Genomic DNA, 20348 nt, shown 5'->3' with positions numbered 1-20348 from the left:
CGCGGCGACCATACCCGCGCCCGCGCTGTCGGTGCCTCGGAATATCCTGGGTGCCCTGGCCGTCGGCTGACGAAGGAGTCCGAAGGTGCCGTCGATGCTCGATGCAGTCGTCGTGGGGGCGGGCCCCAACGGACTGACCGCCGCGGTCGAACTGGCCCGCCGCGGCTTCGCCGTGGAGGTCTTCGAAGCGCAGGACACCGTCGGAGGCGGTGCCCGCACCGAGGAGCTCACCCTCCCCGGATTCCGCCACGACCCCTGTTCCGCCGTCCACCCGCTGGGCATCGGCTCACCCGCGTTCGACGCGATGCCGCTCGCCCGGCACGGCCTGGAATGGCTCCAGCCCCAGCTGGCGCTCGCCCACCCGTTCCCGGACGGCACGGCCGCCGTGCTCACCGGTTCGGTGGGGGAGAGCGCCATGTCGCTGGGGCCTCAGGACGCGGGGGCGTACCGCAGGCTCGTCGCGCCCTACCTCGGCCACTGGGACACCCTCGCCCAGGACTTCCTGCGCACCCCGTGGGACGGGCTGCCCCGTGACCCCTACCGCTGGGTGCGCTTCGGTCTCGACGCGCTCCAGCCCGCGTCGCTGCTCTCCCGCCGCTTCGACGGCGCGAAGGCGCGCGGTCTGTTCGCCGGGCTCGCCGCCCATGCCATAGCCCCCACCGGCGGAATCGCCACCGGCGGTATCGCCCTGCTCTTCGCGCTCGCGGCCCACGAGAAAGGCTGGCCCGTACCGCGCGGCGGATCGCAGTCCATCTCCGACGCCCTCGCCTCGTACCTGCGTGAACAGGGCGGCACGATCCGTACCGGCACGGAGGTCAAGCGCCTCGACGAGCTGCCGCCCGCCCGTGCCTACGTCTTCGACACCTCGCCGACCGCCCTCGCCCGCATCGCCGGACTGGGCCACGCCTACCGCGGCTACCGGTACGGCGCGTCCTGCTTCAAGATCGATTACGCCCTGTCGGGCCCCGTCCCCTGGACGGCGGAGGAGGCCCGGCGGGCCGGCACCGTCCACATCGGCCCCACGGCCGGTGAGATCGACGCCGCGCTGACGGCCGCCGTGACCGGCCGCGACCCGAGTGTGCCGTTCCTGATCACCGCACAGCCCAGCCTGGTCGACCCGTCCCGCGCCCCCGAGGGCCGGCACGTCTTCTGGGTGTACGGACACGTCCCGTCGGGCTGGGAGGGCGACGCCACCGACGTCATCGAACGGCAACTGGAACGCTTCGCCCCCGGCTTCCGCGACCTGGTGCTGGCCCGCGCGGTGGCGGGACCGCCCGAGCTCGCGACGCGCAACGCCAACTACGTCGGCGGCGACATCGCGTGCGGCGCCTTCGCCGGCCTGCAGACGGTGCTGCGCCCCAAGCTCGCCCGCGTCCCCTACGCGACGGCGCACCCCGCGGTGTTCCTCTGCTCCTCGGCCACTCCGCCCGGCCCCGGGGTGCACGGCATGTCGGGCCACCACGCGGCGAAGGCGGTCTGGCGGCGCCTGCGGGCGGCCTGAGCGGGCCGCACGGGGCATCATGGTCCATATGCGTACACCCGAGGGCGTGACCGTCACCCTGGTCCGCGGCGACATCACCCGGCAGTCCGCCGACGTCATCGTCAACGCGGCGAACTCCTCCCTGCTCGGCGGGGGAGGGGTCGACGGCGCGATCCACCGCCGGGGCGGCCCGGAGATCCTCGCCGCGTGCCGGGAGCTGCGCGCGTCGCGGTACGGAAAGGGCCTGCGCACCGGCCAGGCCGTCGCCACGACGGCCGGGCAGCTGGACGCGCGCTGGGTCGTCCACACCGTCGGCCCGGTCTGGAGCAGCTCCGAGGACCGCTCGGCGCTCCTCGCCTCCTGCTACCGCGAATCACTGCGGACGGCCGCGGAGCTGGGGGCGCGCACCGTCGCCTTCCCGGCCATCTCGACCGGGATCTACGGCTGGCCGATGGACGACGGGGCCCGCATCGCCGTCCGCACGGTCGTGGCGGAGGCCGCGCAGCCCGTGGCGGAGGTGCGGTTCGTGCTGTTCGACGCGCACGCGTACGCGGAGTTCGAAGAGGTGCTGGCGGCGCAGAGCTGATCCGGGCGCGGCCGGACGGTGCGTCAGCCGACCGTACCGGCACGGGACTTGTGCCGTCAGTCGACCGTACCGGCACGGGACTTGTGCCGTCAGTCGACCGTACCGGCACGGGACTTGTGCCGTCGGCCGGAGTCAGCGGGCCGGGTCGAGGAACGATCCAGAAGGACGTCGAAGAGTTCCTGGCAGCGCGAGGTCCATGTCGGATTCTCGCCAGCCTCCGGACGTCGGGTGACCGATGCTTGAGCCATGTACACCGACACCGAGCGCTGCGTACGGGCCGTCCACTCCAAGGACGCCCGCTTCGACGGCTGGTTCTTCACGGCGGTCCTGACCACCCGGATCTACTGCCGCCCCAGCTGCCCGGCCGTGCCGCCCAAGGTCGAGAACATGACCTTCTACCCCAGCGCCGCGGCCTGTCAGCAGGCCGGATTCCGCGCCTGCAAACGGTGCCGGCCCGATACCAGCCCCGGCTCCCCGGAGTGGAACGCCCGAGCCGACTCCGTGGCCCGCGCGATGCGGCTCATCCGGGACGGTGTCGTCGACCGCGAGGGCGTACCCGGACTGGCCGCCCGACTCGGCTACTCCGCCCGGCAGATCGAACGCCAGCTGCTCGCCGAGCTCGGAGCCGGGCCGCTCGCCCTGGCCCGCGCGCAGCGTGCCCAGACCGCGAGACTGCTCATCGAGACGACCGGGCTCCCCATGGCGGAAGTCGCGTTCGCCGCCGGGTTCTCCTCGATCCGTACCTTTAACGACACCGTCCGCCAGGTCTTCGCGCTCGCCCCGGGCGAACTGCGCAGCCGCGCCGCGCGGTCCGGAACATCCCCGGCCACCCCGGGCGTGATCGCGCTGCGGCTGCCGTACCGGGCCCCGCTCAACCCCAGCAACCTCTTCGGCCACCTCGCCGCGACCGCTGTCCCCGGCGTCGAGGAGTGGCGCGACGGCGCCTACCGCCGCACCCTCTCCCTGCGGTACGGGCACGGCATCGTCGCGCTCACCCCGCACCCCGACCACATCGCCTGCCGGCTCTCCCTCACCGACCCGCGCGACCTCACCCTCGCGATCAGCCGCTGCCGCTGGCTGCTCGACCTGGACGCCGACCCGGAGGCCGTCGACGAGCAGCTGCGCGCCGATCCGCTGCTCGCCCCGCTGGTCGGCAAGGCGCCCGGCCGGCGGGTGCCGCGTACTGTCGACGGCGCCGAGTTCGCCGTACGGGCGGTGCTCGGCCAGCAGGTCTCGACCGCCGCCGCCCGCACCCACGCGGCCCGCCTGGTCGGCGCGCACGGTCTGCCGGTCGACGACCCGGAGGGCGGCCTCACCCACCTCTTCCCGGACCCGGCGGCCCTCGCCGGACTCGACCCGGAACAGCTCGCCCTGCCGCGCAGCCGCCGCACCACCCTCACCACGCTCGTCTCCGCACTCGCCGACGGATCGCTGCGACTGGGCACCGACACCGACTGGGAGCAGGCGCGGACCGAACTGACCGCCCTGCCCGGCTTCGGCCCCTGGACCGTCGAGGTCATCGCGATGCGGGCGCTCGGCGACCCGGACGCCTTCCTCCCCACCGACCTCGGCATCCGGCGCGCCGCCGAGGAACTCGGCCTCCCCTCGACACCCGCCGCGCTCACCGCCCGCGCGGCCGCCTGGCGCCCCTGGCGGGCGTACGCGGTCCAGTACCTGTGGACCGTGGACGACCACCCCATCAACCACCTGCCCACCGAGAAGAAACGGGAAGTCCAGCCATGACCGATCCGCGACCGCCCGCGGCGACCCGGCAGCACACCGTCGTCGACAGCCCGTACGGTCCGCTCACCCTCGTCGCCACCGACGGGGTCCTGGCGGGCCTCTACATGACCGGTCAGCGGCACCGCCCGCCCGAGGAGACCTTCGGCGAACGCGACCCGCGGCCCTTCACGGAGGCCGTCCGCCAGCTCGACGCCTACTTCGCCGGGGAGTTGCGCACCTTCGACCTGCCGCTGCGCCTGGACGGCACCCCGTTCCAGCGCAGCGTCTGGGAGCAGTTGCGGCTGATCCCGTACGGCGAGACCCGCTCGTACGGCGAACTGGCCGAGAACCTCGGCAAACCGGGCGCCTCGCGGGCGGTGGGGCTGGCCAACGGGAAGAACCCGGTGGGCATCATCGTCCCCTGCCACCGGGTCATCGGCGCCTCGGGCAGCCTCACCGGCTACGGCGGCGGACTCGACCGCAAGCAGCGACTGCTGGCCTTCGAGAACGGTACGCAGGACGACACCCCGGCGCTCTTCTGACACCGCCCGCACCCGCTCCCGAGGAAGCCGACACGGGGACGGGCCCGGACACCGAGGTCCGGGCCCGTCCCCGAGCCACCCGCGTACCCGCCGGCCGTCAGCCGGTGAAGATCTCCACCAGGGTCCAGATCGCCAGCCCCAGCATGCAGAGCCCGCCGATCCGCTGGACGGTCTTCAGCGGCACCCGCTTGGCGATGAAGCGCCCGGCGAGCAGCGCCAGCGCCGAGACGGACATCAGGGCGGCCGCGGACCCGATCGCCGTGGACCAGGTGCCGTTGCTCGCGGCCAGGTTCGCCGTGGTGATCTGGGTGAGATCGCCCCACTCGCTGATGAAGACGGCCATGAACGCGGTCGAATAGACCGGCCAGAAACCGGTCACCGTCTTCGTTCCGCCGTCCTCGTCGTCATCACCGCCGCCCGAGCGCAGCAGCATGAAGGCCCCGAACGCGAAGAGGGAGGCGGAGACGAGCTTGACGATCCAGTCGGGCAGCAGCCCGATCAGGCTGCCCGCCCCCACCGCGATGGCGACGTGCACGATGAACGCGGACGACGTGCCGAACCAGACGTACAGCGGTCGCATGCGGGTGCCCATCGCGAGCGACGCGAACATCGTCTTGTCGGGGAGCTCCGCAAGGAAGATCAGACCGAAGGCGGTGAGAATCGCCCAGGGGTCGAGGTGCATTCCGGGTGGCTTTCTGTGAGAGCCGGGCCCCGGGTCTTCGCGAAGCGCCGCTCGGGCTTCCGGAGGACCACTCGGCCCGGCATGACGTCGGCGCCCACGGAGGCGCGGGCGTGTCATACCTGACCGAAGGTCTCGCCCGCCCGTGAGGATCCACGGGCCCGGCCACCGGGAACCCGGAGGTTCCAGTGTGTCGACGACCGGTTTGCGGGGCTACTCCCCTTCGCAGCCATCAACTGTACCCCACTCCCGCACGGGGGAGATCAGGTGTTCGATCGACGGGTGGGGATCGGTACAGTCCCCTGGTGATCATCCCCGCCCGCACCGGAGGCGTTCCCGCATGAGCCGCCGCACCCGAAGGGCGGCCCCCGCCGAGGGGACGCCCCGGCCCACCGTCAGTGTCTGCCGCGGCTGCTGCTGCGGGACGCCCAAGATCCCGGACGTGGACCACGCCGGTCAGCTCGCCGAGCTGCGGCGCTCCCTCGGCGCGGTCGCCACCGTACGTGCCGTGGAGTGCCTGGACTCCTGCGAACGGGCCAATGTCGTCGTCGTGCAGCCGTCGGCCGAGGGCCGCCGGGCGGGCGGCCGCCCGGTCTGGCTCGGGCTGGTCAACGATCCGGACGCGGTGGCGGACATCGTCACCTGGGTCGAGGCGGGCGGTCCCGGGCTGGTGGACCCGCCGGAGATCCTCGACCTGTACACGTTCCGCCCCTCGCGGCGCGTCCAGCAGGAACTCGACCACTGAGGCCCGCCCGGCCGGTCACCGCCGGGGCCGCTACGGTGCCGGGGGCTTCACCATCACGAAGAAGGCCTGCGGGGTCTTCTCCCACTCGTCCGCCTCGCGGACCAGCCGGGACCGGACACGGAACCCGGCCTCCTCCAGCATCCCGGCCACGGCGTCGGGCACGAAGCGGTGGACGTCGAGCGTCACGGCATGGCCGTACGCCTGCTCCAGGCGCACGCACTCGTCGCCGACCTTGAAGGCCACGAGCAGATGGCCGCCCGGGGCCAGGACCCGATGGAACTCGGCGAAGACGCCGGGCAGCTGCTCCGGCGGGGTGTGGACCAGGGAGTACCAGGCGAGCGCACCGGCCAGGCTGCCGTCCGCCAGGTCCAGGCCGGTCATCGAACCCTCTTCGAAGACGAGGTCGGGGTAGGTCGCGCGAGCCACCGCGATCATGCCGGGGGAGAGGTCGATGCCGAACGCGGTCAGGCCGAGATCGCGCAGCCGGGCCGTCACATGACCGGGCCCGCAGCCCAGATCGCCCACCCGGCCGCCGCCGCCCGCCGTCACGATGTCCGCAAAGACGGCCAGCACCGCGTTGTCGTACGGCTTCTTCGGCATCATGTCGGCCAGCAGCACGGCGTAGTCGGCGGCGACGGTGTCGTACGAGGCACGGGTGGCGTCGAGGGGAGAGGACTCTGTCATGCGGGGGACCGTACAGCCCCCCACCGACAACTCCGGGCCGGGCCGCCCGCCTTCCGCCCCCATCGGCACCTCGCCCCCCCCTGTACCTCAGCCCCCGGAAGTCCCGCCGGGATCCCCGCCAGAACCCTCGACCGGCCCCGTACCGGCGGCCAGCCGCCCCAGCAGCGCGGGCAGCGCCGTGCCGATGGGCTCGCGGACGACCTCCTCGGCCAACTCGTCGTACGGGGTCGGCTCCGCGTTCACCACGACCAGCCGCGCCCCGTTGTCCACCGCGATCCCGGCCAGCGACGCGGCGGGCTGCACCTGGAGCGTCGTACCGACCGCGATGAACACCTCGCAGGCCTTCGCGATCGACACCGCCTGACCCAGCACCATCGGATCGAGCCGCTCACCGAACATGACCGTGGCCGATTTCAGGATGCCGCCGCAGACCGCGCACGGAGGGTCGGCCTCCCCCGCCTCCACCCGGGCCAGCGCCTCGCTCATCGCGGAGCGGGCGTGGCAGCGGGTGCAGACCACCTCGCGCGCGGTCCCGTGCAGCTCCAGGACCTTGCGGCCGGGGAGCCCGGCGAGCTGATGCAGACCGTCGACGTTCTGCGTGATCACCCGCACCGGGACGCCGGACCGCTCCAGCTCCGCCACCGCTCGGTGCGCCGCGTTCGGCTCCGCGGACCAGGTCGAACTGGTGCGGCGCATCTGCCAGGAGCGGCGGCGGATCTCCGGATCGGCCATGTAGTAGTCGTACGTGACGAGCTTCTCGGCCTCCGGGTCCTTGCGCCAGAGCCCGTTGGGCCCGCGGTAGTCGGGGATGCCGGAGTCCGTGGAGATGCCGGCGCCGCTGAGGATCGCGACCAGAGTCATGGAGCGAGCGTAAGCAGCGCCGGGCACCGTCCGCGAGGCCATTTCGGCCTCAGGCGGCCGTCCGCCCCGTGGTGGACGTCAAGCCGCGGGGCCGGCGGGAGTGAACGGGGACGGGGTCAGGCCCGTCCAGGTGTTCAGCTCGGCCCGTGCCGTCTGCTTGGTGACCCCGCCCTCCTGGAGCGTGCCGCTGCGCGCCACGTAGAACCGCCCGTCGTCGAGCGAGACCAGCCCGTACTGCCCGTACTGTCCCGGCGCCGGCCACCCGTACGTACCCGTCGTGGCGTCGTGCGCCCCCTCGCGCAGCAGCGGGAGCAGCAGCCCGCGCTCCGGGCGCTGCTGCCCGCGCACCCAGCCGCGCACCGGCTTGCGCGCACCGTCCAGCGCGAAGACCGAGTAGTTGGGGAAGCCGGGCTTGGAACCCTTGTAGGCGGCCATCAGCCAGTTGCCGCTGTGCCCGTCGTACTCCAGGTTCTGCACGCCGTAATTGGTGTTCCCGGTGTACGCGAAGAACTTGCCGCCGACGTGGGCGGGGCCGCTGGTGTGCGGGGCGGACTCGGTCAGCGGACGCTCGTACCTCTTCCACCGGGTGACGTCGTACTGGAGCAGCACCTGGTGGTCGTTGTCAGTGCGGCCCGTGTTGGCGTACACGCCGTAGGCGACCGTCAGTCTCTTCGCGGCGCGGTCCCCGCGCCGGTCGCCGAAGGCCGGACCGAACGCGACGCCGTCGATGCCGCTGCAGCCGTAGCGGTGGTCGGGGGTTTTGCCCGTGTCGCCGTCGAAGACCCCGTCGCCGTTCATGTCGGCGGTGAAGTCCTTCACGACCTCCTTGAGGTAGACGGTCGAGACGACCCCGGTGGACTGGGCGTCCATGTCCATCCGGGTGATGCGGTCGACGTCGAGGATCGCGATGTAGAAGGACTTCGCCTCCTTGTACTCCAGCGAGCCGTAGACCCGGCCGTCCTTCTCGTTGAAGTCCAGATCGCCGAGGTGGCCGGTGAATCCGGTGACCGAACCGACCGGATTGCCCTTGAGGTCGGTCTTGACCAGCAGATTGGTCATCGAGAAGTACATGAAGCCCTTGCGGCGGTCGATGGCCATGCCCTGGACGTGGCCGGACTGCCAGGCGCCGCCGTCGACCGACTGCGGCAGGCCGCCGGGTGCGGCCGGGGCCGGTGCCGGTGCCGGTTCCGCGAGCGCCGTCGACGCCGTGGCGACGACTGCCGTACAGGCGAGAGCTGCGACGGTCGTGACCAGTCGCCCACCGAGGTGTCCCGTGTGCTTACGCATGATCCCTCCGCTGTCGTGGAGTCCGGATGATGCCGGTCGAGCGTGCACTGCGGACCAATGGCACATGAACTCGACGGTCCAGCAGCCGTCGACCGGACTACCAGGTGACGTCCGGTCAGCACAACGGGACAGAAGGGTGATTCGGGTGGTATCCGGCTCCGGGTGCCAGCCGTCAGCGGCCGGCCGGGAGGCCGTCCTCCAGCTCCACCGCGCCGCCGCCGGATTCGAGCACCTCCAGCGCGGCCTTCACGCGCAGCGCGAGGGCGCCGAGCAGATAGCGGTCGATCTCCTCGCGCTCGACCAGCTTCCAGGACAGCAGCTCCTCCTCCTGGAGCCGGATCGCCTGCAACAGGGTCTCGTCCAGCACCCCGCCGTCGTACAGGTACGCGGCGATCGGCGGCCGGTGCGGGCCGCGTGCCCAGTCGACGGCGAGCAGCCGCCCCGGTGCCAGATCGAGGCCGATCTCCTCGGCCGTCTCGCGCCGTGCGGCCTGGCGCGGGCCCTCGCCGTCGTCGGACTCGACCGTTCCGCCGGGCACCGCCCAGCCGTCCCGGTAGTTCGGCTCGACGAGCAGCACCCGCCCCCGGTCGTCCCGGAACAAGGTGGCCGCGGCGGCCAGCACCCGGGGGAGCCCCGCGATGTAGGAGGTGTAGTCAGTGGTGGTCACGCGGGAAGCGTAGTGGCAGGGGCGCGGCTCGGACGGCGACGGCTCTGGGCAGCGGGTATCCGCTGCGGATAGGGTCGGGGACGGCGCGACTGCCTGTTCGAAAGCAAGGGATGCAAGGTGGCGGACGGAGCAGTGATGGAGACCGCACGCGTGCTCGTCGCGGCGGACAAGTTCAAGGGCTCGCTCACGGCCGTACAGGTCGCGGAGCGGGTGACGGCCGGGCTGCGGCGGGTCGTCCCCGACGTGCGGGTCGAGACCCTGCCCGTGGCGGACGGCGGCGACGGCACGGTGGCGGCGGCGGTGGCCGCCGGATTCGAGCGCCGCGAGGCGCGGGTGACCGGGCCGCTCGGCGATCCGGTGACCGCGGCGTACGCGCTGCGCGGCACCACGGCGGTGGTGGAGATGGCCGAGGCATCGGGCCTCCAGCACCTGCCCGCAGGGGTGTTCGCCCCGCTCACGGCGACGACGTACGGCTCCGGCGAGCTGCTCGCCGCCGCGCTCGACGCGGGTGCCCGGACGATCGTGTTCGGCGTCGGCGGCAGCGCGACGACGGACGGCGGCGCGGGGATGCTGGCCGCGCTGGGCGCCCGCTTCCTGGACGCGGACGGCAAGCCGGTGGGCCCCGGTGGCGGCGGCCTCGCCGACCTGGCGGAGGCGGACCTGTCCGGCCTCGATCCGCGACTGGCCGAGGTGGACCTGATCCTCGCCAGCGACGTGGACAACCCGCTGACGGGCCCGAAGGGTGCCCCCGAGGTCTACGGCAGGCAGAAGGGCGCGACCGAGGACGACATCGCGACGCTCGACGCGGCGCTCGCCCACTACGCGTCCGTCCTCGGCCCGGACCACGCCGCGCTGCCGGGAGCGGGCGCGGCGGGCGGCATCGGCTACGGGGCGCTGGTCGCGCTCGGCGCCCGGTTCCGCCCTGGCATCGAGGTCATGCTCGACGTCCTCGGCTTCGCCCCGGCGTTGGCGCGCGCCACGCTGGTGATCACCGGTGAGGGCTCGCTCGACGAGCAGACCCTCCACGGCAAGGCCCCGGCGGGGGTGGCGGCGGCGGCCCGCGCCGCGGGGATCGAGGTCGTGGCGGTCTGCGGCCGCCTGGCCCTGCCGCAGGAGGCGCTGACCGCGGCGGGCATCCGCCGTGCGTACGCCCTGGCCGACCTGGAGCCGGACCCCGCGGTCTCCATGGCTCAGGCGGGACCGTTGCTGGAACGGGCGTCCGAGTCGATCGCGCGCGACTTCCTGCTGTAGCCCCGTGGCCGCTCCGGTGGCCGGGCGGGGTGTCGGTCCGATGCCCCGCCCGGTGGCCGGAGAATCAGCCCTGCCACCCCACCGAGGACGCCGCGTCCCGGCCGTCCTCGGCGTCCCCCGCACCCTCGCCCGGACCGTCCCCCGCACCCTCGCCCGGACCCTCTCCCGCACCGTCCCCGCGGCTCAGCAGCTCGGACAGACTCTGCAGCTCCGAAGGCAGATCCCGGCGCCAGGCCATCGTCACGAACGGCGCGAGAAGTATCATCCCGCCGTCCAGATGGGGCTTGACCGAGACGGTGACCGTCGTACCGAGCCGGCTCGGACTCAGCCGGAACTCCAGCTCCGGGGAGTGGCGGCCCAGGGGCGTCCACATGCCCGCACCGCGGAAGACGAGGTAGTCGACGGGTGAGCTCGCGGTGCACCGCAGGCGGTGCGCCCGTCGTCTGCCCGGAAACTTGCAGGTGTACTCGTCACCCAGCTCCGCGTAGACCGGGCCCTCGATCACCCGGTCTATGCTCGATGACCACTCAGCCAGGTTCCGCGGATCCCGGAGGAACGAGAAGACCTCGTCGGCGGGGCGGGACACATGGACATTCGCAGACACATGGGGCATGGCTCCACCTCTTACGGCGCCCGTCCGCCTGAATTTCGGCTTCCGGTTGCCCTCGTCGCGGTGCCGTCGCCCCTCAGCCTGCTGCCGATCGAGCGAGCGCGCACCCGTCGCAGGACCGATGGAGTGACTCAGAGGTCCTGACGGGTGACCTTCTCGGAGAGCTGCGCACAGAGCCGCTTGATCTCGCGGTAGGTGCGGTTCCGTTCGGTGACGACCGCGGCCAGCAGCAGGGAGACGAGCGCGGTGGTGCCGATGAACGCCTGAAGAGTGATCATGTTGGTCAGCAGGCCATGGTGCGCGAAGGGGCCCGTCATCCGTCCGGCGGCCAGGATCGCGAGCGTGGAGACGCCCAGTGCGCAGCAGGCGGCGCCGGCCCGCTCGAAGCGGAAGGCGGCCCAGATCAGGAACGGGGAGACGAGGAAGAGCAGCGAAGCGCTGGTGTCGGTCGCCACCACGGTGACGGCCGCGGTGCACACCCCCAGCGCGACGGCCTCCGCCCATCTCGCCGGGTTGATGGGGTACGGCAGGCGGGCGTTGCGCACGACGAGCAGGAACGGTGTCACGACCATGACGCCCATGGCGTCGCCCGTCCACCAGACCGACCAGGTCGGCCAGAACTCCTCGGCCGGGAGCGCCCCCGAGACGACCAGGGCGCCGGTCCCCACCGTCGCGCTGATCAGCATGCCCGCCAGCGCCCCCAGGAAGACCAGCGCCAGCGCGTCCCGCAACCGGTCGAGTTCGTTGCGGAATCCCGCACGCCGCAGCAGCAGGTAGGAACAGATGGGGGCGGCCGTGTTTCCGGCGGCGATGGCCAGCACGGGCAGCACCGAGGGCCCGAGGAAGATGTTGACGGCGAGTGCGCCCAGCGCGATGCCGGGCCAGATCCGTACCCCGAACACCAGCAGTGCCGCGACCGCGATCCCGGTCGGCGGCCACAGCGGGGTGACCTGGCCCCGCACCAGTTGCTGGAGCAGTCCCAGACGGGCCGTCGCGTAGTAGCAGACCGCCACCGCGAGGACCGTCAGGACTTCGGCCGTGTGTTGTCGGAGCCGTGCTCTGTCCACCATTCCAGCATCGGACACCAAGCCGCCGCGTGCCGCCGGGGCGGGCGCGCCGGTATTGCGCCGTTGAGGTCGGCGAACGCGGTACATCCCCCCGCCCGGTTACGCGAACGGGTCAGGCCCCGTCCACCGGCCCGGTCGTCCCCGGCGGACCGTCGTAGCGGACGACGAGCACGGCGGCGTCGTCCTCGTGACCGGTCAGGTCCGCCACCTGGATCACCCGCTCGGCCACCTCGCCGGGGTCGGCCCCGCCGGCCGCGGCGGCCACCTCCGCCACTGCGGCGAGCCCCTCGTCGATCGAGTACGACGGACCCTCCACGACCCCGTCGGTCAGCAGGACCAGATACCCGGGCCGCGCCAGCCGCCGACGGGTCACGGGGTACCACTGGTCGTGCAGGATGCCCAGGGGCACCCCGCCCTCGTCGTGGGAGATGCCGGAGTCGCCGTCGTCGGTGCCCCATACGATCGGCACGTGTCCGGCGCGTGCCACGGACAGCTCACCGCTCTGCGGGGTGACGCTCAGCAGGCAGCAGGTCGTGAACAGGTCGCCGCCCAGCGAGATCAGCAGGTCGTTGGCGCAGGCCAGCACCGTGCCGGGGTCGGTCGTGACGCTGGCGAGCGCCCTGAGGCTGGCGCGGGCCTCACCCATGAAGGCGGCGGCCTCCACCCCGTGCCCCTGTACGTCGCCGATGGTGATCCCCGCGACCCCGTCCCGCATCGGGAACGCGTCGTAGAAGTCGCCGCCGACCGCCATGCCGTCCTGCGAGGGCACGTACCGGGCCCCGATCCGGATGCCCGGGAAGTCGGGCAGCTCGGCGGGGAGCATGTGCCGCTGCAGGGCCAGGCCCATTTCCGCGCGGGCACGCTGGAGCCTGATGTTCTCCAGGGCCTGATCGACAAGGCGCCCAAGAGTGAGAAGGAGCTCCTGGGTGCTGTCCGATGTGCTGCGGTGTCGGTGCATGGCGTCCCTGCGCGGTGCGATGCGATGCGCTCCTTCTGAAACCTTAGCCCTCCTGCTGCCCTCCGCATCGTCCCGTGGCCGGGACACGGAGCCCGCGGCGGACGCATCCCGCTACTGGATGAACCGGGGGAGCCACCTGGCCCGGTACCCGGGGTGGCCGGCGTGTTCCGCGGCCAGCTGCCGGACGGCGAAGCCCAGCCCGACGGCCCGGCCGGACCGGAAGTCGTGATCGGGGCGGTCGGTGTCCAGGCCGCAGACCTCCGCGTACTCGTCGAGGAGCACCCTGCTGGTCTCGATGCGGCGCAGCGTACGCGCCGGGTCCTGGAGCGCGATGTGCTGGTCGAAACCGAGATTCCGCACGCTGAACGCGATGCCCCCGGACCGGTCGTGGACCTCGCCGGGCACATCGGCCGGACACCGCCAGCTGTCGCTGCCCGCCGCCTTCGCGATGAGCTCCTCCTCGGCGAGGCGCGCCCGTACGAAGTCGATCATGTCGGAGTTGTCTGTCATCGGGTTCCGAGTCCTTCATCATCAAGGCCTGGCTTCCGGGGTCGGCGCCCGCCGGCCGGTCGGGCCCCAACATACTGGGCGGAGCCGGACGGCCGCGCGGACCGCGGCCGCGAGTTCCCCGGATGCGGAAGGACCCGGGTGCTGGGGAGCACCCGGGTCCTTCTCCTGTGTCTTGCGTGCCGCTACGGCAGCTGCTGTGTCTTGCGTGCCGCTACGGCAGCTGCGCGGTCCGTGCCTCGCGCCGGTTGTCACGGAAGGTGTTCACCCGCCGCGCCGTCGCGAAGAGCGGGATGACCGCTCCCAGGACCACCTGCAGCGCACAGCCGGTCTGGAGGAGCAGCTGGCCGCCGGGCGCGTCGAACGCCCACGCGGCGAGGAGCCCCATCGCCGCCACGATCCAGCTGAGCATCGCCACCGCGAGGACACCCCGCGGCTTCGGGTACTCGACCCGGCTGACCATCAGCCACGCCACTCCGACGATCGCGAGCAGCGTCGGCACGAAGGGCAGCTCCAGGAGCACGATCGAGACGACCGTGAGCGCTCCGAAGGGGCTCGGCATGCCCTGGAACATGCCGTCCTTCATGGTCACGCAGGAGAATCTCGCAAGCCTGAGCACCACCGCCAGCAGCACCACGATGGCCGCCAGCGCCGAGACCCGCTGGTGTGCGTCGTCCGCGACCATGCCGTACACGAGGACGAAGTACGCCGGGGCGAGCCCGAAACTGATCAGGTCCGAGAGGTTGTCCAGCTCGGCACCCATCGGCGAGGAGCGCAGCTTGCGCGCCACGAGCCCGTCGAAGAGGTCGAAGACCGCCGCGAGGAGCATCAGGATCACGGCGGTGGCCGCGGAGTGCCGGGCCATGCCGCTCTCGTCGCTGCCCGTGAGATGCGGGATCAGGATCCCGGTGGTGGTGAAGTACACCGCCATGAAACCGCACGTGGCGTTACCGAGAGTCAGGGTGTCCGCTATCGACAGCCGCAGAGAGAGCGGCATGTCCTCGCCGGTGTCCTCCTCGGACTCCGACTCGGGCACCCAGCCTGCCTGTGTGTCGGGATCAATCACGGTCAATTCGAGTCACCCCCGCGGTGGTGGCCTGGCCGACCTCGACCGCGACCTCGACACCTTCCGGAAGGTAGATGTCGACCCGCGAGCCGAAGCGGATCAGACCGATGCGCTCGCCCTGCTCCACCTTCGTGCCCTGCGGGATGTACGGGACGATGCGCCGGGCGACCGCACCCGCGATCTGCACCATCTCGATGTCGCCGAGCTCGGTGTCGAAGTGCCAGACGACGCGCTCGTTGTTCTCGCTCTCCTTGTTGAATGCCGGAACGAACCCGCCGGGGACGTGCTCGACCGAGGTCACCGTGCCGGCCAGGGGCGCACGGTTGACGTGAACATTCAGCGGGCTCATGAAGATCGCGACGCGGGTGCGTCCGTCCTTCCACGGCATGATGCTCTGCACCACGCCGTCGGCCGGCGAGATGACGCGGCCCTGGGTGATCTCGCGCTCGGGGTCGCGGAAGAACCACAGCATGCCCGCCGCGAGCGCGGTGGTGGGCACGGCCACCGCGGCCCAGCGCCCGGACTTGCGGGCCCGGGAGAGGCTGAGCGCCGCGGTGGCGACGGTCGGGAGGAGCCACGGCGAAGCTCCGCGCGCAAGGCGGACTCCGCCGCGTGGTGCAGAGGTTTGGCTGTCGGGCATGGATGACCTTCGTAGCGGATGATGCCGCGCTGGCAACGGGGGACGGCGGCTTTTCCGGCGATGTTATCGGTTGCGAGCAACAACTGGGCAAGCCAGCAGCCGAGTCGGACGGTTGGAAGGCACCGGCCGAGGGTGACAGGGTGTGATCTTCTTCGCGACTAAATCGCCTCGAAAGGGACAATCACCCCTGGAACCGGTACTCCTCAAGGAGTCGGCGCCCGATGATCATTTTCTGGATCTCGGCGGTACCTTCACCGATAAGCAGCATCGGGGCCTCCCGGTAGAGGCGCTCGATCTCGTACTCCTTGGAGAAGCCGTAACCGCCGTGGATACGGAAGGCGTCCTCGACGACTTCCTTGCAGTACTCGGAGGCGAGGTACTTCGCCATCCCTGCCTCCAGGTCGTTTCGCTCCCCGGAGTCCTTTTTGCGCGCTGCATTTACCATCATTGCATGGGCGGCTTCCACCTTGGTGGCCATTTCGGCCAGCTTGAACTGGATCGCCTGGTGCTGCGCGATCGGCTTTCCGAAGGTCTGCCGCTGCTGGGCGTACGACACGCCCAGCTCGAATGCACGCTGTGCGACACCGCAGCCACGTGCCGCCACATTCACCCGGCCGACCTCGACCCCGTCCATCATTTGGTAAAACCCTCGGCCGGTGGTGCCGCCCAGCACTCGATTGGCCGGAATTCGTAGCCCGTCCATGATGAGTTCGGTCGTGTCGACGCCCTTGTAACCCATTTTGTCGATTTTGCCAGGAATGGTGAGTCCGGGCCGGACCTCGCCGAAACCGGGTTCCTTCTCCACCAGGAATGTGGTCATCGACTTGTGCGGGGCGGTCCCCTCGGGGTGGCCTTCGTCACTCCGGCACAGAACGGCGACGAGCGAGGACGTGCCACCGTTCGTCAGCCACATCTTCTGGCCGTTCAGGACGTACTCCTCGCCGTCCCTGACGCCCTTGGAAGTGATCGCGGAGACGTCCGAGCCCAGCGCCGGCTCGGACATCGAGAACGCGCCCCGGACCTCGCCCAGCGCCATGCGCGGCAGGAACGTGTCCTTCTGCTCCTGGGTGCCGTGCTGCTTGAGCATGTAGGCCACGATGAAGTGCGTGTTGATGATTCCCGACACGCTCATCCAGCCGCGGGCGATTTCCTCCACGCACAGCGCGTATGTGAGAAGCGACTCACCCAGACCCCCGTACTCCTCGGGGATCATCAGCCCGAACAGGCCGAGTTCCTTGAGTCCCTCGACGATCTCGGTGGGGTACTCGTCACGGTGTTCCAACTGGGTCGCGACCGGAATGATCTCCTTGTCGACGAAATCCCGGACCGTGGAGAGGATTTCCTGCTGGACGTCGGTGAGACCGGTGGTCTGGGCGAGTCGCGTCATGGCTACTTCTCCGCGTTCTTCTGGGGAGGCTGGTTCAGCTCGGGGCGGCCGGGCTGCTCGCCGCCGCGCTCCTTGATGTACGTCTCGGTGGGGACCATCACCTTGCGACGGAACACGCAGACCAGCGTGCCGTCCTGCTTGTACCCCCTGGTCTCCACGTGCACGATTCCGCGGTCGCTCTTGGACTTTGACGGAATCTTGTCGAGAACGGTCGTCTCGCCGTAGATCGTGTCGCCGTGGAAGGTCGGCGCGACATGCTTCAGCGACTCGACCTCAAGATTGGCGATCGCCTTTCCGGAGACGTCCGGAACAGACATGCCGAGCAACAGCGAGTAGATGTAGTTGCCGACGACAACGTTCTTCCCGAAATCGGTCGTCTGCTCCGCGTAGTTGCTGTCCATGTGCAACGGGTGATGATTCATGGTCAGCAGACAGAAGAGGTGGTCGTCGTACTCGGTGACCGTCTTCCCGGGCCAGTGCTTGTAGACCGCACCGACCTCGAACTCCTCATATGTGCGTCCGAACTGCATGATCAGGCCTCCGGCGCTTCGAACTTGGAGGTGCGCTGCATGCCGGCCGCGCGGCCCTTGCCCGCGATGACCAGGGCCATCTTGCGGCTCGCCTCGTCGATCATCTCGTCGCCCAGCATCGCCGAGCCCTTCTTGCCGCCCTCCTCGGAGGTGCACCACTCGTACGCGTCGAGGATCAGCTCGGCGTGGTCGTAGTCCTCCTGCGAGGGCGAGAACACCTCGTTGGCCGCGTCGACCTGACCCGGGTGCAGCACCCACTTGCCGTCGAAGCCCAGCGCCGCCGCCCGGCCCGCGACCTCGCGGTACGCGTCCACGTCACGGATCTGCAGGAAGGGGCCGTCGATCGCCTGGAGGTCGTGCGTACGGGCCGCCATCAGAATGCGCATCAGGATGTAGTGGTAGGCGTCCGCGCCGTAGCCGGGCGGCTGCTGACCGACGACCAGGGTCTTCATGTTGATCGACGCCATGAAGTCGGCCGGGCCGAAGATCAGCGTCTCCAGACGCGGCGAGGCGGCGGCGATGTCGTCGATGTTGACGAGGCCCTTGGCGTTCTCGATCTGCGCCTCGATGCCGATCTTGCCGACCTCGAAGCCCATCGTCTTCTCGATCTGGGTCAGCAGCAGATCCAGGGCCACGACCTGCTGGGCGTCCTGGACCTTGGGCAGCATGATGCAGTCGAGGTTCTGGCCGGCGCCCTCGACGACCGTGATGACATCGCGGTACGTCCAGTGCGTGGTCCAGTCGTTGACCCGCACGACCCGGGTCTTGCCCGTCCAGTCACCGTTGTTCAGCGCGTCGACGATGGTGTGCCGGGCGCCCTCCTTGGCCAGCGGCGCGCAGGCGTCCTCCAGGTCCAGGAAGACCTGGTCGGCCGGGAGGCCCTGGGCCTTCTCCAGGAAGCGCGGGTTCGAGCCGGGCACTGCCAGACACGAACGGCGCGGGCGCAGGCGGTTGACGGCAGTCATGCGGGGACCTCCAGAGGGTCGAGCTTGTTCGCTTTCCGGATCTCGTCGACGATACGGCCGATGATCTCCGTGATACCGAAATCCTTCGGGGTGAATACGGCGGCCACACCGGCCCCGATCAGGGCCGAGGCGTCGGCGGGCGGAATGATCCCGCCCGCGATGACCGGGATGTCGGCGGCGCCCGCCTCGCGCAGCCGGACGAGCACGTCCGGCACGAGCTCCGCGTGCGAGCCGGACAGGATCGACAGGCCGACGCAGTGCACGTCCTCGGCGAGGGCGGCCGAGACGATCTGTTCGGGGGTCAGCCTGATCCCCTGGTAGACGACCTCGAAACCGGCGTCACGAGCCCGTACGGCGATCTGCTCGGCGCCGTTGGAGTGCCCGTCCAGGCCCGGCTTGCCGACCAGCAGCCGCAGCCGTCCGGCGCCCAGGTCGGCCGCGGTGCGGGCGACCTTCTCGCGGACCAGGGCGAGCGGGGTGCCCGCCTCGGCGGTCACCGCGACCGGCGCGGACGAGACGCCCGTCGGGGCCCGGAACTCGCCGAAGACGTCGCGCAGCGCCCAGGACCACTCGCCGGTGGTGACACCCGCGCGGGCGCACTCCACGGTCGCTTCCATCATGTTCTCGGTGCCCGCGGCGGCCTTCTTCAGCGCCGCCAGCGCCTCCGTGGCGCGGGCCTCGTCGCGGTTGTCGCGCCAGTCGTGCAGGGCGGCGACGACCCGGGCCTCGTTGGCGGGGTCGACCGTCATGATCGCCCCGTCGAGGTCCGCGGTGAGCGGGTTCGGCTCCGTCGTCTCGTAGATGTTGACGCCGACGATCTTCTCCTCGCCGCCCTCGATCCGGGCCCGGCGGGCGGCGTGCGAGGAGACCAGCTCGGACTTCAGATACCCGGACTCGACGGCCGCCATGGCCCCGCCCATCCGCTCGATCCGGCCGATCTCGGCGAGCGACTCGGCGACCAGCTCGTCCACCTTGGCTTCGATGACGTGCGACCCGGCGAAGATGTCCTCGTACTCCAGCAGATCGCTCTCGTGCGCGAGCACCTGCTGGATGCGCAGCGACCACTGCTGGTCCCAGGGCCGGGGGAGCCCCAGCGCCTCGTTCCAGGCCGGCAGCTGGACGGCACGGGCGCGGGCGTCCTTGGAGAGCGTGACGGCCAGCATCTCCAGGACGATGCGCTGGACGTTGTTCTCCGGCTGCGCCTCGGTCAGGCCGAGGGAGTTGACCTGGACGCCGTAGCGGAAGCGGCGCTGCTTGGCGTCGGTGATGCCGTAGCGCTCGCGGGTGACCTGGTCCCAGATACGGCCGAAGGCGCGCATCTTGCACATCTCCTCGATGAAGCGGACGCCCGCGTTCACGAAGAAGGAGATCCGGGCGACGACATCGCCGAACTTCTCCTCGGGCACCTGTCCCGAGTCGCGGACCGCGTCGAGCACGGCGATCGCCGTCGACATGGCGTACGCGATCTCCTGGACCGGAGTGGCCCCCGCCTCCTGCAGGTGGTAGCTGCAGATGTTGATCGGGTTCCACTTCGGGATGCGGTTGACCGTGTACGTGATCATGTCGGTGGTCAGCCGCAGCGAGGGACCGGGCGGGAAGACGTGCGTCCCGCGCGAGAGGTACTCCTTGACGATGTCGTTCTGCGTGGTGCCCTGGAGCCTGGTGGGATCGGCGCCCTGCTCCTCCGCGACCACCTGGTAGAGCGCCAGCAGCCACATCGCGGTGGCGTTGATCGTCATCGAGGTGTTCATCTGCTCCAGGGGGATGTCCTGGAACAGCCGGCGCATGTCACCGAGGTGCGACACCGGCACGCCGACCCGGCCGACCTCGCCGCGGGCGAGGATGTGGTCGGGGTCGTACCCGGTCTGCGTCGGCAGGTCGAAGGCGACCGAGAGGCCGGTCTGGCCCTTGGCCAGGTTGCGCCGGTAGAGCTCGTTGGACGCCTCGGCGGTCGAATGGCCGGCGTACGTCCGCATGAGCCACGGGCGGTCCTTCTGACGCCCACTCATGTCAGATGTCCCGGAAGCGGTTGATGGCGTCGATGTGCTGGGCGCGCATCTCCTCGTTGCGCACGCCGAGCCCTTCGCGCGGGGCGAGCGCCAGCACGCCGACCT

The 20348-nt window shown here is 70.9% G+C and carries 21 protein-coding genes; 6 read left to right on the top strand and 15 right to left on the bottom strand.

The window, feature by feature from the left end; translation table 11 throughout:
• The first annotated feature begins 85 nt into the window (after positions 1 to 85).
• From ACFYY1_RS41390 to ACFYY1_RS41375, 4 genes are all read left to right on the top strand, one after another.
• Entirely contained in the window at positions 86 to 1501 is a 1416-nt protein-coding gene (locus tag ACFYY1_RS41390; RefSeq protein WP_388595113.1) for a phytoene desaturase family protein, read from the top strand.
• Positions 1502 to 1529: 28 nt separating this feature from the next.
• Positions 1530 to 2066, top strand: a complete 537-nt coding sequence (locus tag ACFYY1_RS41385; protein ID WP_388595112.1) for an O-acetyl-ADP-ribose deacetylase — start codon at positions 1530 to 1532, stop codon at positions 2064 to 2066.
• Positions 2067 to 2312: 246 nt separating this feature from the next.
• Complete coding sequence (locus tag ACFYY1_RS41380; protein ID WP_388595110.1) at positions 2313 to 3809, top strand: AlkA N-terminal domain-containing protein; 1497 nt, start codon at positions 2313 to 2315, stop codon at positions 3807 to 3809.
• Positions 3806 to 4330, top strand: coding sequence for a methylated-DNA--[protein]-cysteine S-methyltransferase (locus ACFYY1_RS41375; protein ID WP_388595108.1), 525 nt, complete (start codon positions 3806 to 3808; stop codon positions 4328 to 4330). The genes ACFYY1_RS41380 and ACFYY1_RS41375 overlap by 4 nt, the downstream gene beginning before the upstream one ends.
• Positions 4331 to 4427: 97 nt before the next feature.
• Here the strand turns inward: ACFYY1_RS41375 and ACFYY1_RS41370 are convergent, their stop codons facing one another.
• The gene (locus ACFYY1_RS41370; protein ID WP_388595107.1) at positions 4428 to 5012 is read right to left on the bottom strand and encodes a TMEM165/GDT1 family protein; all 585 of its coding nucleotides are present in this window, start codon (positions 5010 to 5012) and stop codon (positions 4428 to 4430) included.
• Between the two features lie 337 nt (positions 5013 to 5349).
• On the opposite strand from ACFYY1_RS41370, the gene ACFYY1_RS41365 reads away from it, so the two are divergent.
• Positions 5350 to 5754, top strand: a complete 405-nt coding sequence (locus ACFYY1_RS41365; protein WP_388595105.1) for a (2Fe-2S) ferredoxin domain-containing protein — start codon at positions 5350 to 5352, stop codon at positions 5752 to 5754.
• 30 nt (positions 5755 to 5784) lie between these two features.
• Here the strand turns inward: ACFYY1_RS41365 and ACFYY1_RS41360 are convergent, their stop codons facing one another.
• The 4 genes from ACFYY1_RS41360 to ACFYY1_RS41345 all read right to left on the bottom strand — a co-directional run bounded on the left by ACFYY1_RS41360 (position 5785) and on the right by ACFYY1_RS41345 (position 9253).
• A complete protein-coding gene (locus ACFYY1_RS41360) occupies positions 5785 to 6438 on the bottom strand; it encodes a methyltransferase domain-containing protein (protein WP_388595104.1) in 654 nt (217 codons plus the stop codon).
• An 87-nt stretch (positions 6439 to 6525) separates the two neighbouring features.
• On the bottom strand, positions 6526 to 7299 hold the full coding sequence (locus ACFYY1_RS41355; protein ID WP_388595103.1) for an NAD-dependent deacetylase: 774 nt from the start codon (positions 7297 to 7299) through the stop codon (positions 6526 to 6528).
• Between the two features lie 78 nt (positions 7300 to 7377).
• Positions 7378 to 8586 carry a hypothetical protein gene (locus ACFYY1_RS41350; protein WP_388595102.1) on the bottom strand — a complete coding sequence of 403 codons (1209 nt, stop codon included), beginning with the start codon at positions 8584 to 8586 and terminating at the stop codon, positions 7378 to 7380.
• Positions 8587 to 8758: 172 nt separating this feature from the next.
• Complete coding sequence (locus tag ACFYY1_RS41345; RefSeq protein WP_388595101.1) at positions 8759 to 9253, bottom strand: NUDIX domain-containing protein; 495 nt, start codon at positions 9251 to 9253, stop codon at positions 8759 to 8761.
• Positions 9254 to 9388: 135 nt separating this feature from the next.
• On the opposite strand from ACFYY1_RS41345, the gene ACFYY1_RS41340 reads away from it, so the two are divergent.
• Complete coding sequence (locus ACFYY1_RS41340; protein ID WP_388595099.1) at positions 9389 to 10504, top strand: glycerate kinase; 1116 nt, start codon at positions 9389 to 9391, stop codon at positions 10502 to 10504.
• Between the two features lie 64 nt (positions 10505 to 10568).
• Here ACFYY1_RS41340 and ACFYY1_RS41335 read toward each other — a convergent pair whose 3' ends face one another.
• From ACFYY1_RS41335 to ACFYY1_RS41290, 10 genes are all read right to left on the bottom strand, one after another.
• Positions 10569 to 11117, bottom strand: a complete 549-nt coding sequence (locus ACFYY1_RS41335; protein ID WP_388595098.1) for an SRPBCC family protein — start codon at positions 11115 to 11117, stop codon at positions 10569 to 10571.
• A gap of 128 nt (positions 11118 to 11245) precedes the next feature.
• Positions 11246 to 12184 (bottom strand): MASE1 domain-containing protein, encoded by a 939-nt coding sequence (locus tag ACFYY1_RS41330; RefSeq protein WP_388595097.1) that lies wholly within the window; start codon positions 12182 to 12184, stop codon positions 11246 to 11248.
• Positions 12185 to 12293: 109 nt separating this feature from the next.
• On the bottom strand, positions 12294 to 13139 hold the full coding sequence (locus tag ACFYY1_RS41325; RefSeq protein ID WP_388595095.1) for a PP2C family protein-serine/threonine phosphatase: 846 nt from the start codon (positions 13137 to 13139) through the stop codon (positions 12294 to 12296).
• Between the two features lie 111 nt (positions 13140 to 13250).
• Positions 13251 to 13649, bottom strand: coding sequence for a DUF6221 family protein (locus ACFYY1_RS41320; RefSeq protein ID WP_388595094.1), 399 nt, complete (start codon positions 13647 to 13649; stop codon positions 13251 to 13253).
• Positions 13650 to 13860: 211 nt separating this feature from the next.
• Complete coding sequence (gene pssA / locus ACFYY1_RS41315; RefSeq protein WP_072485157.1) at positions 13861 to 14682, bottom strand: CDP-diacylglycerol--serine O-phosphatidyltransferase; 822 nt, start codon at positions 14680 to 14682, stop codon at positions 13861 to 13863.
• Positions 14683 to 14704: 22 nt separating this feature from the next.
• Complete coding sequence (locus ACFYY1_RS41310) at positions 14705 to 15352, bottom strand: phosphatidylserine decarboxylase (protein ID WP_266728445.1); 648 nt, start codon at positions 15350 to 15352, stop codon at positions 14705 to 14707.
• A 181-nt stretch (positions 15353 to 15533) separates the two neighbouring features.
• The gene (locus ACFYY1_RS41305; protein WP_388595093.1) at positions 15534 to 16739 is read right to left on the bottom strand and encodes an acyl-CoA dehydrogenase family protein; all 1206 of its coding nucleotides are present in this window, start codon (positions 16737 to 16739) and stop codon (positions 15534 to 15536) included.
• A gap of 2 nt (positions 16740 to 16741) precedes the next feature.
• Positions 16742 to 17269, bottom strand: coding sequence for a MaoC family dehydratase (locus ACFYY1_RS41300; protein ID WP_388595091.1), 528 nt, complete (start codon positions 17267 to 17269; stop codon positions 16742 to 16744).
• A 2-nt stretch (positions 17270 to 17271) separates the two neighbouring features.
• Complete coding sequence (locus ACFYY1_RS41295) at positions 17272 to 18234, bottom strand: CoA ester lyase (protein WP_266728439.1); 963 nt, start codon at positions 18232 to 18234, stop codon at positions 17272 to 17274.
• Positions 18231 to 20243 carry a protein meaA gene (locus ACFYY1_RS41290; RefSeq protein WP_388595089.1) on the bottom strand — a complete coding sequence of 671 codons (2013 nt, stop codon included), beginning with the start codon at positions 20241 to 20243 and terminating at the stop codon, positions 18231 to 18233. The genes ACFYY1_RS41295 and ACFYY1_RS41290 overlap by 4 nt, the downstream gene beginning before the upstream one ends.
• Positions 20244 to 20348: the final 105 nt, after the last annotated feature.

Origin of the sequence: Streptomyces sp. NPDC001890, from assembly GCF_042891445.1 — a bacterium.
In the GTDB taxonomy this organism is placed as follows: domain Bacteria; phylum Actinomycetota; class Actinomycetes; order Streptomycetales; family Streptomycetaceae; genus Streptomyces.
The sequence above is the reverse complement of the archived record's forward strand: the minus strand, read 5'-3'. Positions and strand labels throughout refer to the sequence as shown.

Excerpts from the sequence above, each read along its gene's own strand:
- ACFYY1_RS41385 (WP_388595112.1), top strand. The coding sequence starts at position 1,530 with ATGCGTACACCCGAGGGCGTGACCGTCACCCTGGTCCGCGGCGACATC.
- ACFYY1_RS41380 (WP_388595110.1), top strand. The coding sequence starts at position 2,313 with ATGTACACCGACACCGAGCGCTGCGTACGGGCCGTCCACTCCAAGGAC.
- ACFYY1_RS41375 (WP_388595108.1), top strand. The coding sequence starts at position 3,806 with ATGACCGATCCGCGACCGCCCGCGGCGACCCGGCAGCACACCGTCGTC.
- ACFYY1_RS41370 (WP_388595107.1), bottom strand. The coding sequence starts at position 5,012 with ATGCACCTCGACCCCTGGGCGATTCTCACCGCCTTCGGTCTGATCTTC.
- ACFYY1_RS41365 (WP_388595105.1), top strand. The coding sequence starts at position 5,350 with ATGAGCCGCCGCACCCGAAGGGCGGCCCCCGCCGAGGGGACGCCCCGG.
- ACFYY1_RS41360 (WP_388595104.1), bottom strand. The coding sequence starts at position 6,438 with ATGACAGAGTCCTCTCCCCTCGACGCCACCCGTGCCTCGTACGACACC.
- ACFYY1_RS41355 (WP_388595103.1), bottom strand. The coding sequence starts at position 7,299 with ATGACTCTGGTCGCGATCCTCAGCGGCGCCGGCATCTCCACGGACTCC.
- ACFYY1_RS41350 (WP_388595102.1), bottom strand. The coding sequence starts at position 8,586 with ATGCGTAAGCACACGGGACACCTCGGTGGGCGACTGGTCACGACCGTC.
- ACFYY1_RS41340 (WP_388595099.1), top strand. The coding sequence starts at position 9,389 with ATGGAGACCGCACGCGTGCTCGTCGCGGCGGACAAGTTCAAGGGCTCG.
- ACFYY1_RS41335 (WP_388595098.1), bottom strand. The coding sequence starts at position 11,117 with ATGCCCCATGTGTCTGCGAATGTCCATGTGTCCCGCCCCGCCGACGAG.
- ACFYY1_RS41330 (WP_388595097.1), bottom strand. The coding sequence starts at position 12,184 with ATGGTGGACAGAGCACGGCTCCGACAACACACGGCCGAAGTCCTGACG.
- ACFYY1_RS41325 (WP_388595095.1), bottom strand. The coding sequence starts at position 13,139 with ATGCACCGACACCGCAGCACATCGGACAGCACCCAGGAGCTCCTTCTC.
- ACFYY1_RS41320 (WP_388595094.1), bottom strand. The coding sequence starts at position 13,649 with ATGACAGACAACTCCGACATGATCGACTTCGTACGGGCGCGCCTCGCC.
- ACFYY1_RS41310 (WP_266728445.1), bottom strand. The coding sequence starts at position 15,352 with ATGCCCGACAGCCAAACCTCTGCACCACGCGGCGGAGTCCGCCTTGCG.
- ACFYY1_RS41305 (WP_388595093.1), bottom strand. The coding sequence starts at position 16,739 with ATGACGCGACTCGCCCAGACCACCGGTCTCACCGACGTCCAGCAGGAA.
- ACFYY1_RS41300 (WP_388595091.1), bottom strand. The coding sequence starts at position 17,269 with ATGCAGTTCGGACGCACATATGAGGAGTTCGAGGTCGGTGCGGTCTAC.
- ACFYY1_RS41295 (WP_266728439.1), bottom strand. The coding sequence starts at position 18,234 with ATGACTGCCGTCAACCGCCTGCGCCCGCGCCGTTCGTGTCTGGCAGTG.
- ACFYY1_RS41290 (WP_388595089.1), bottom strand. The coding sequence starts at position 20,243 with ATGAGTGGGCGTCAGAAGGACCGCCCGTGGCTCATGCGGACGTACGCC.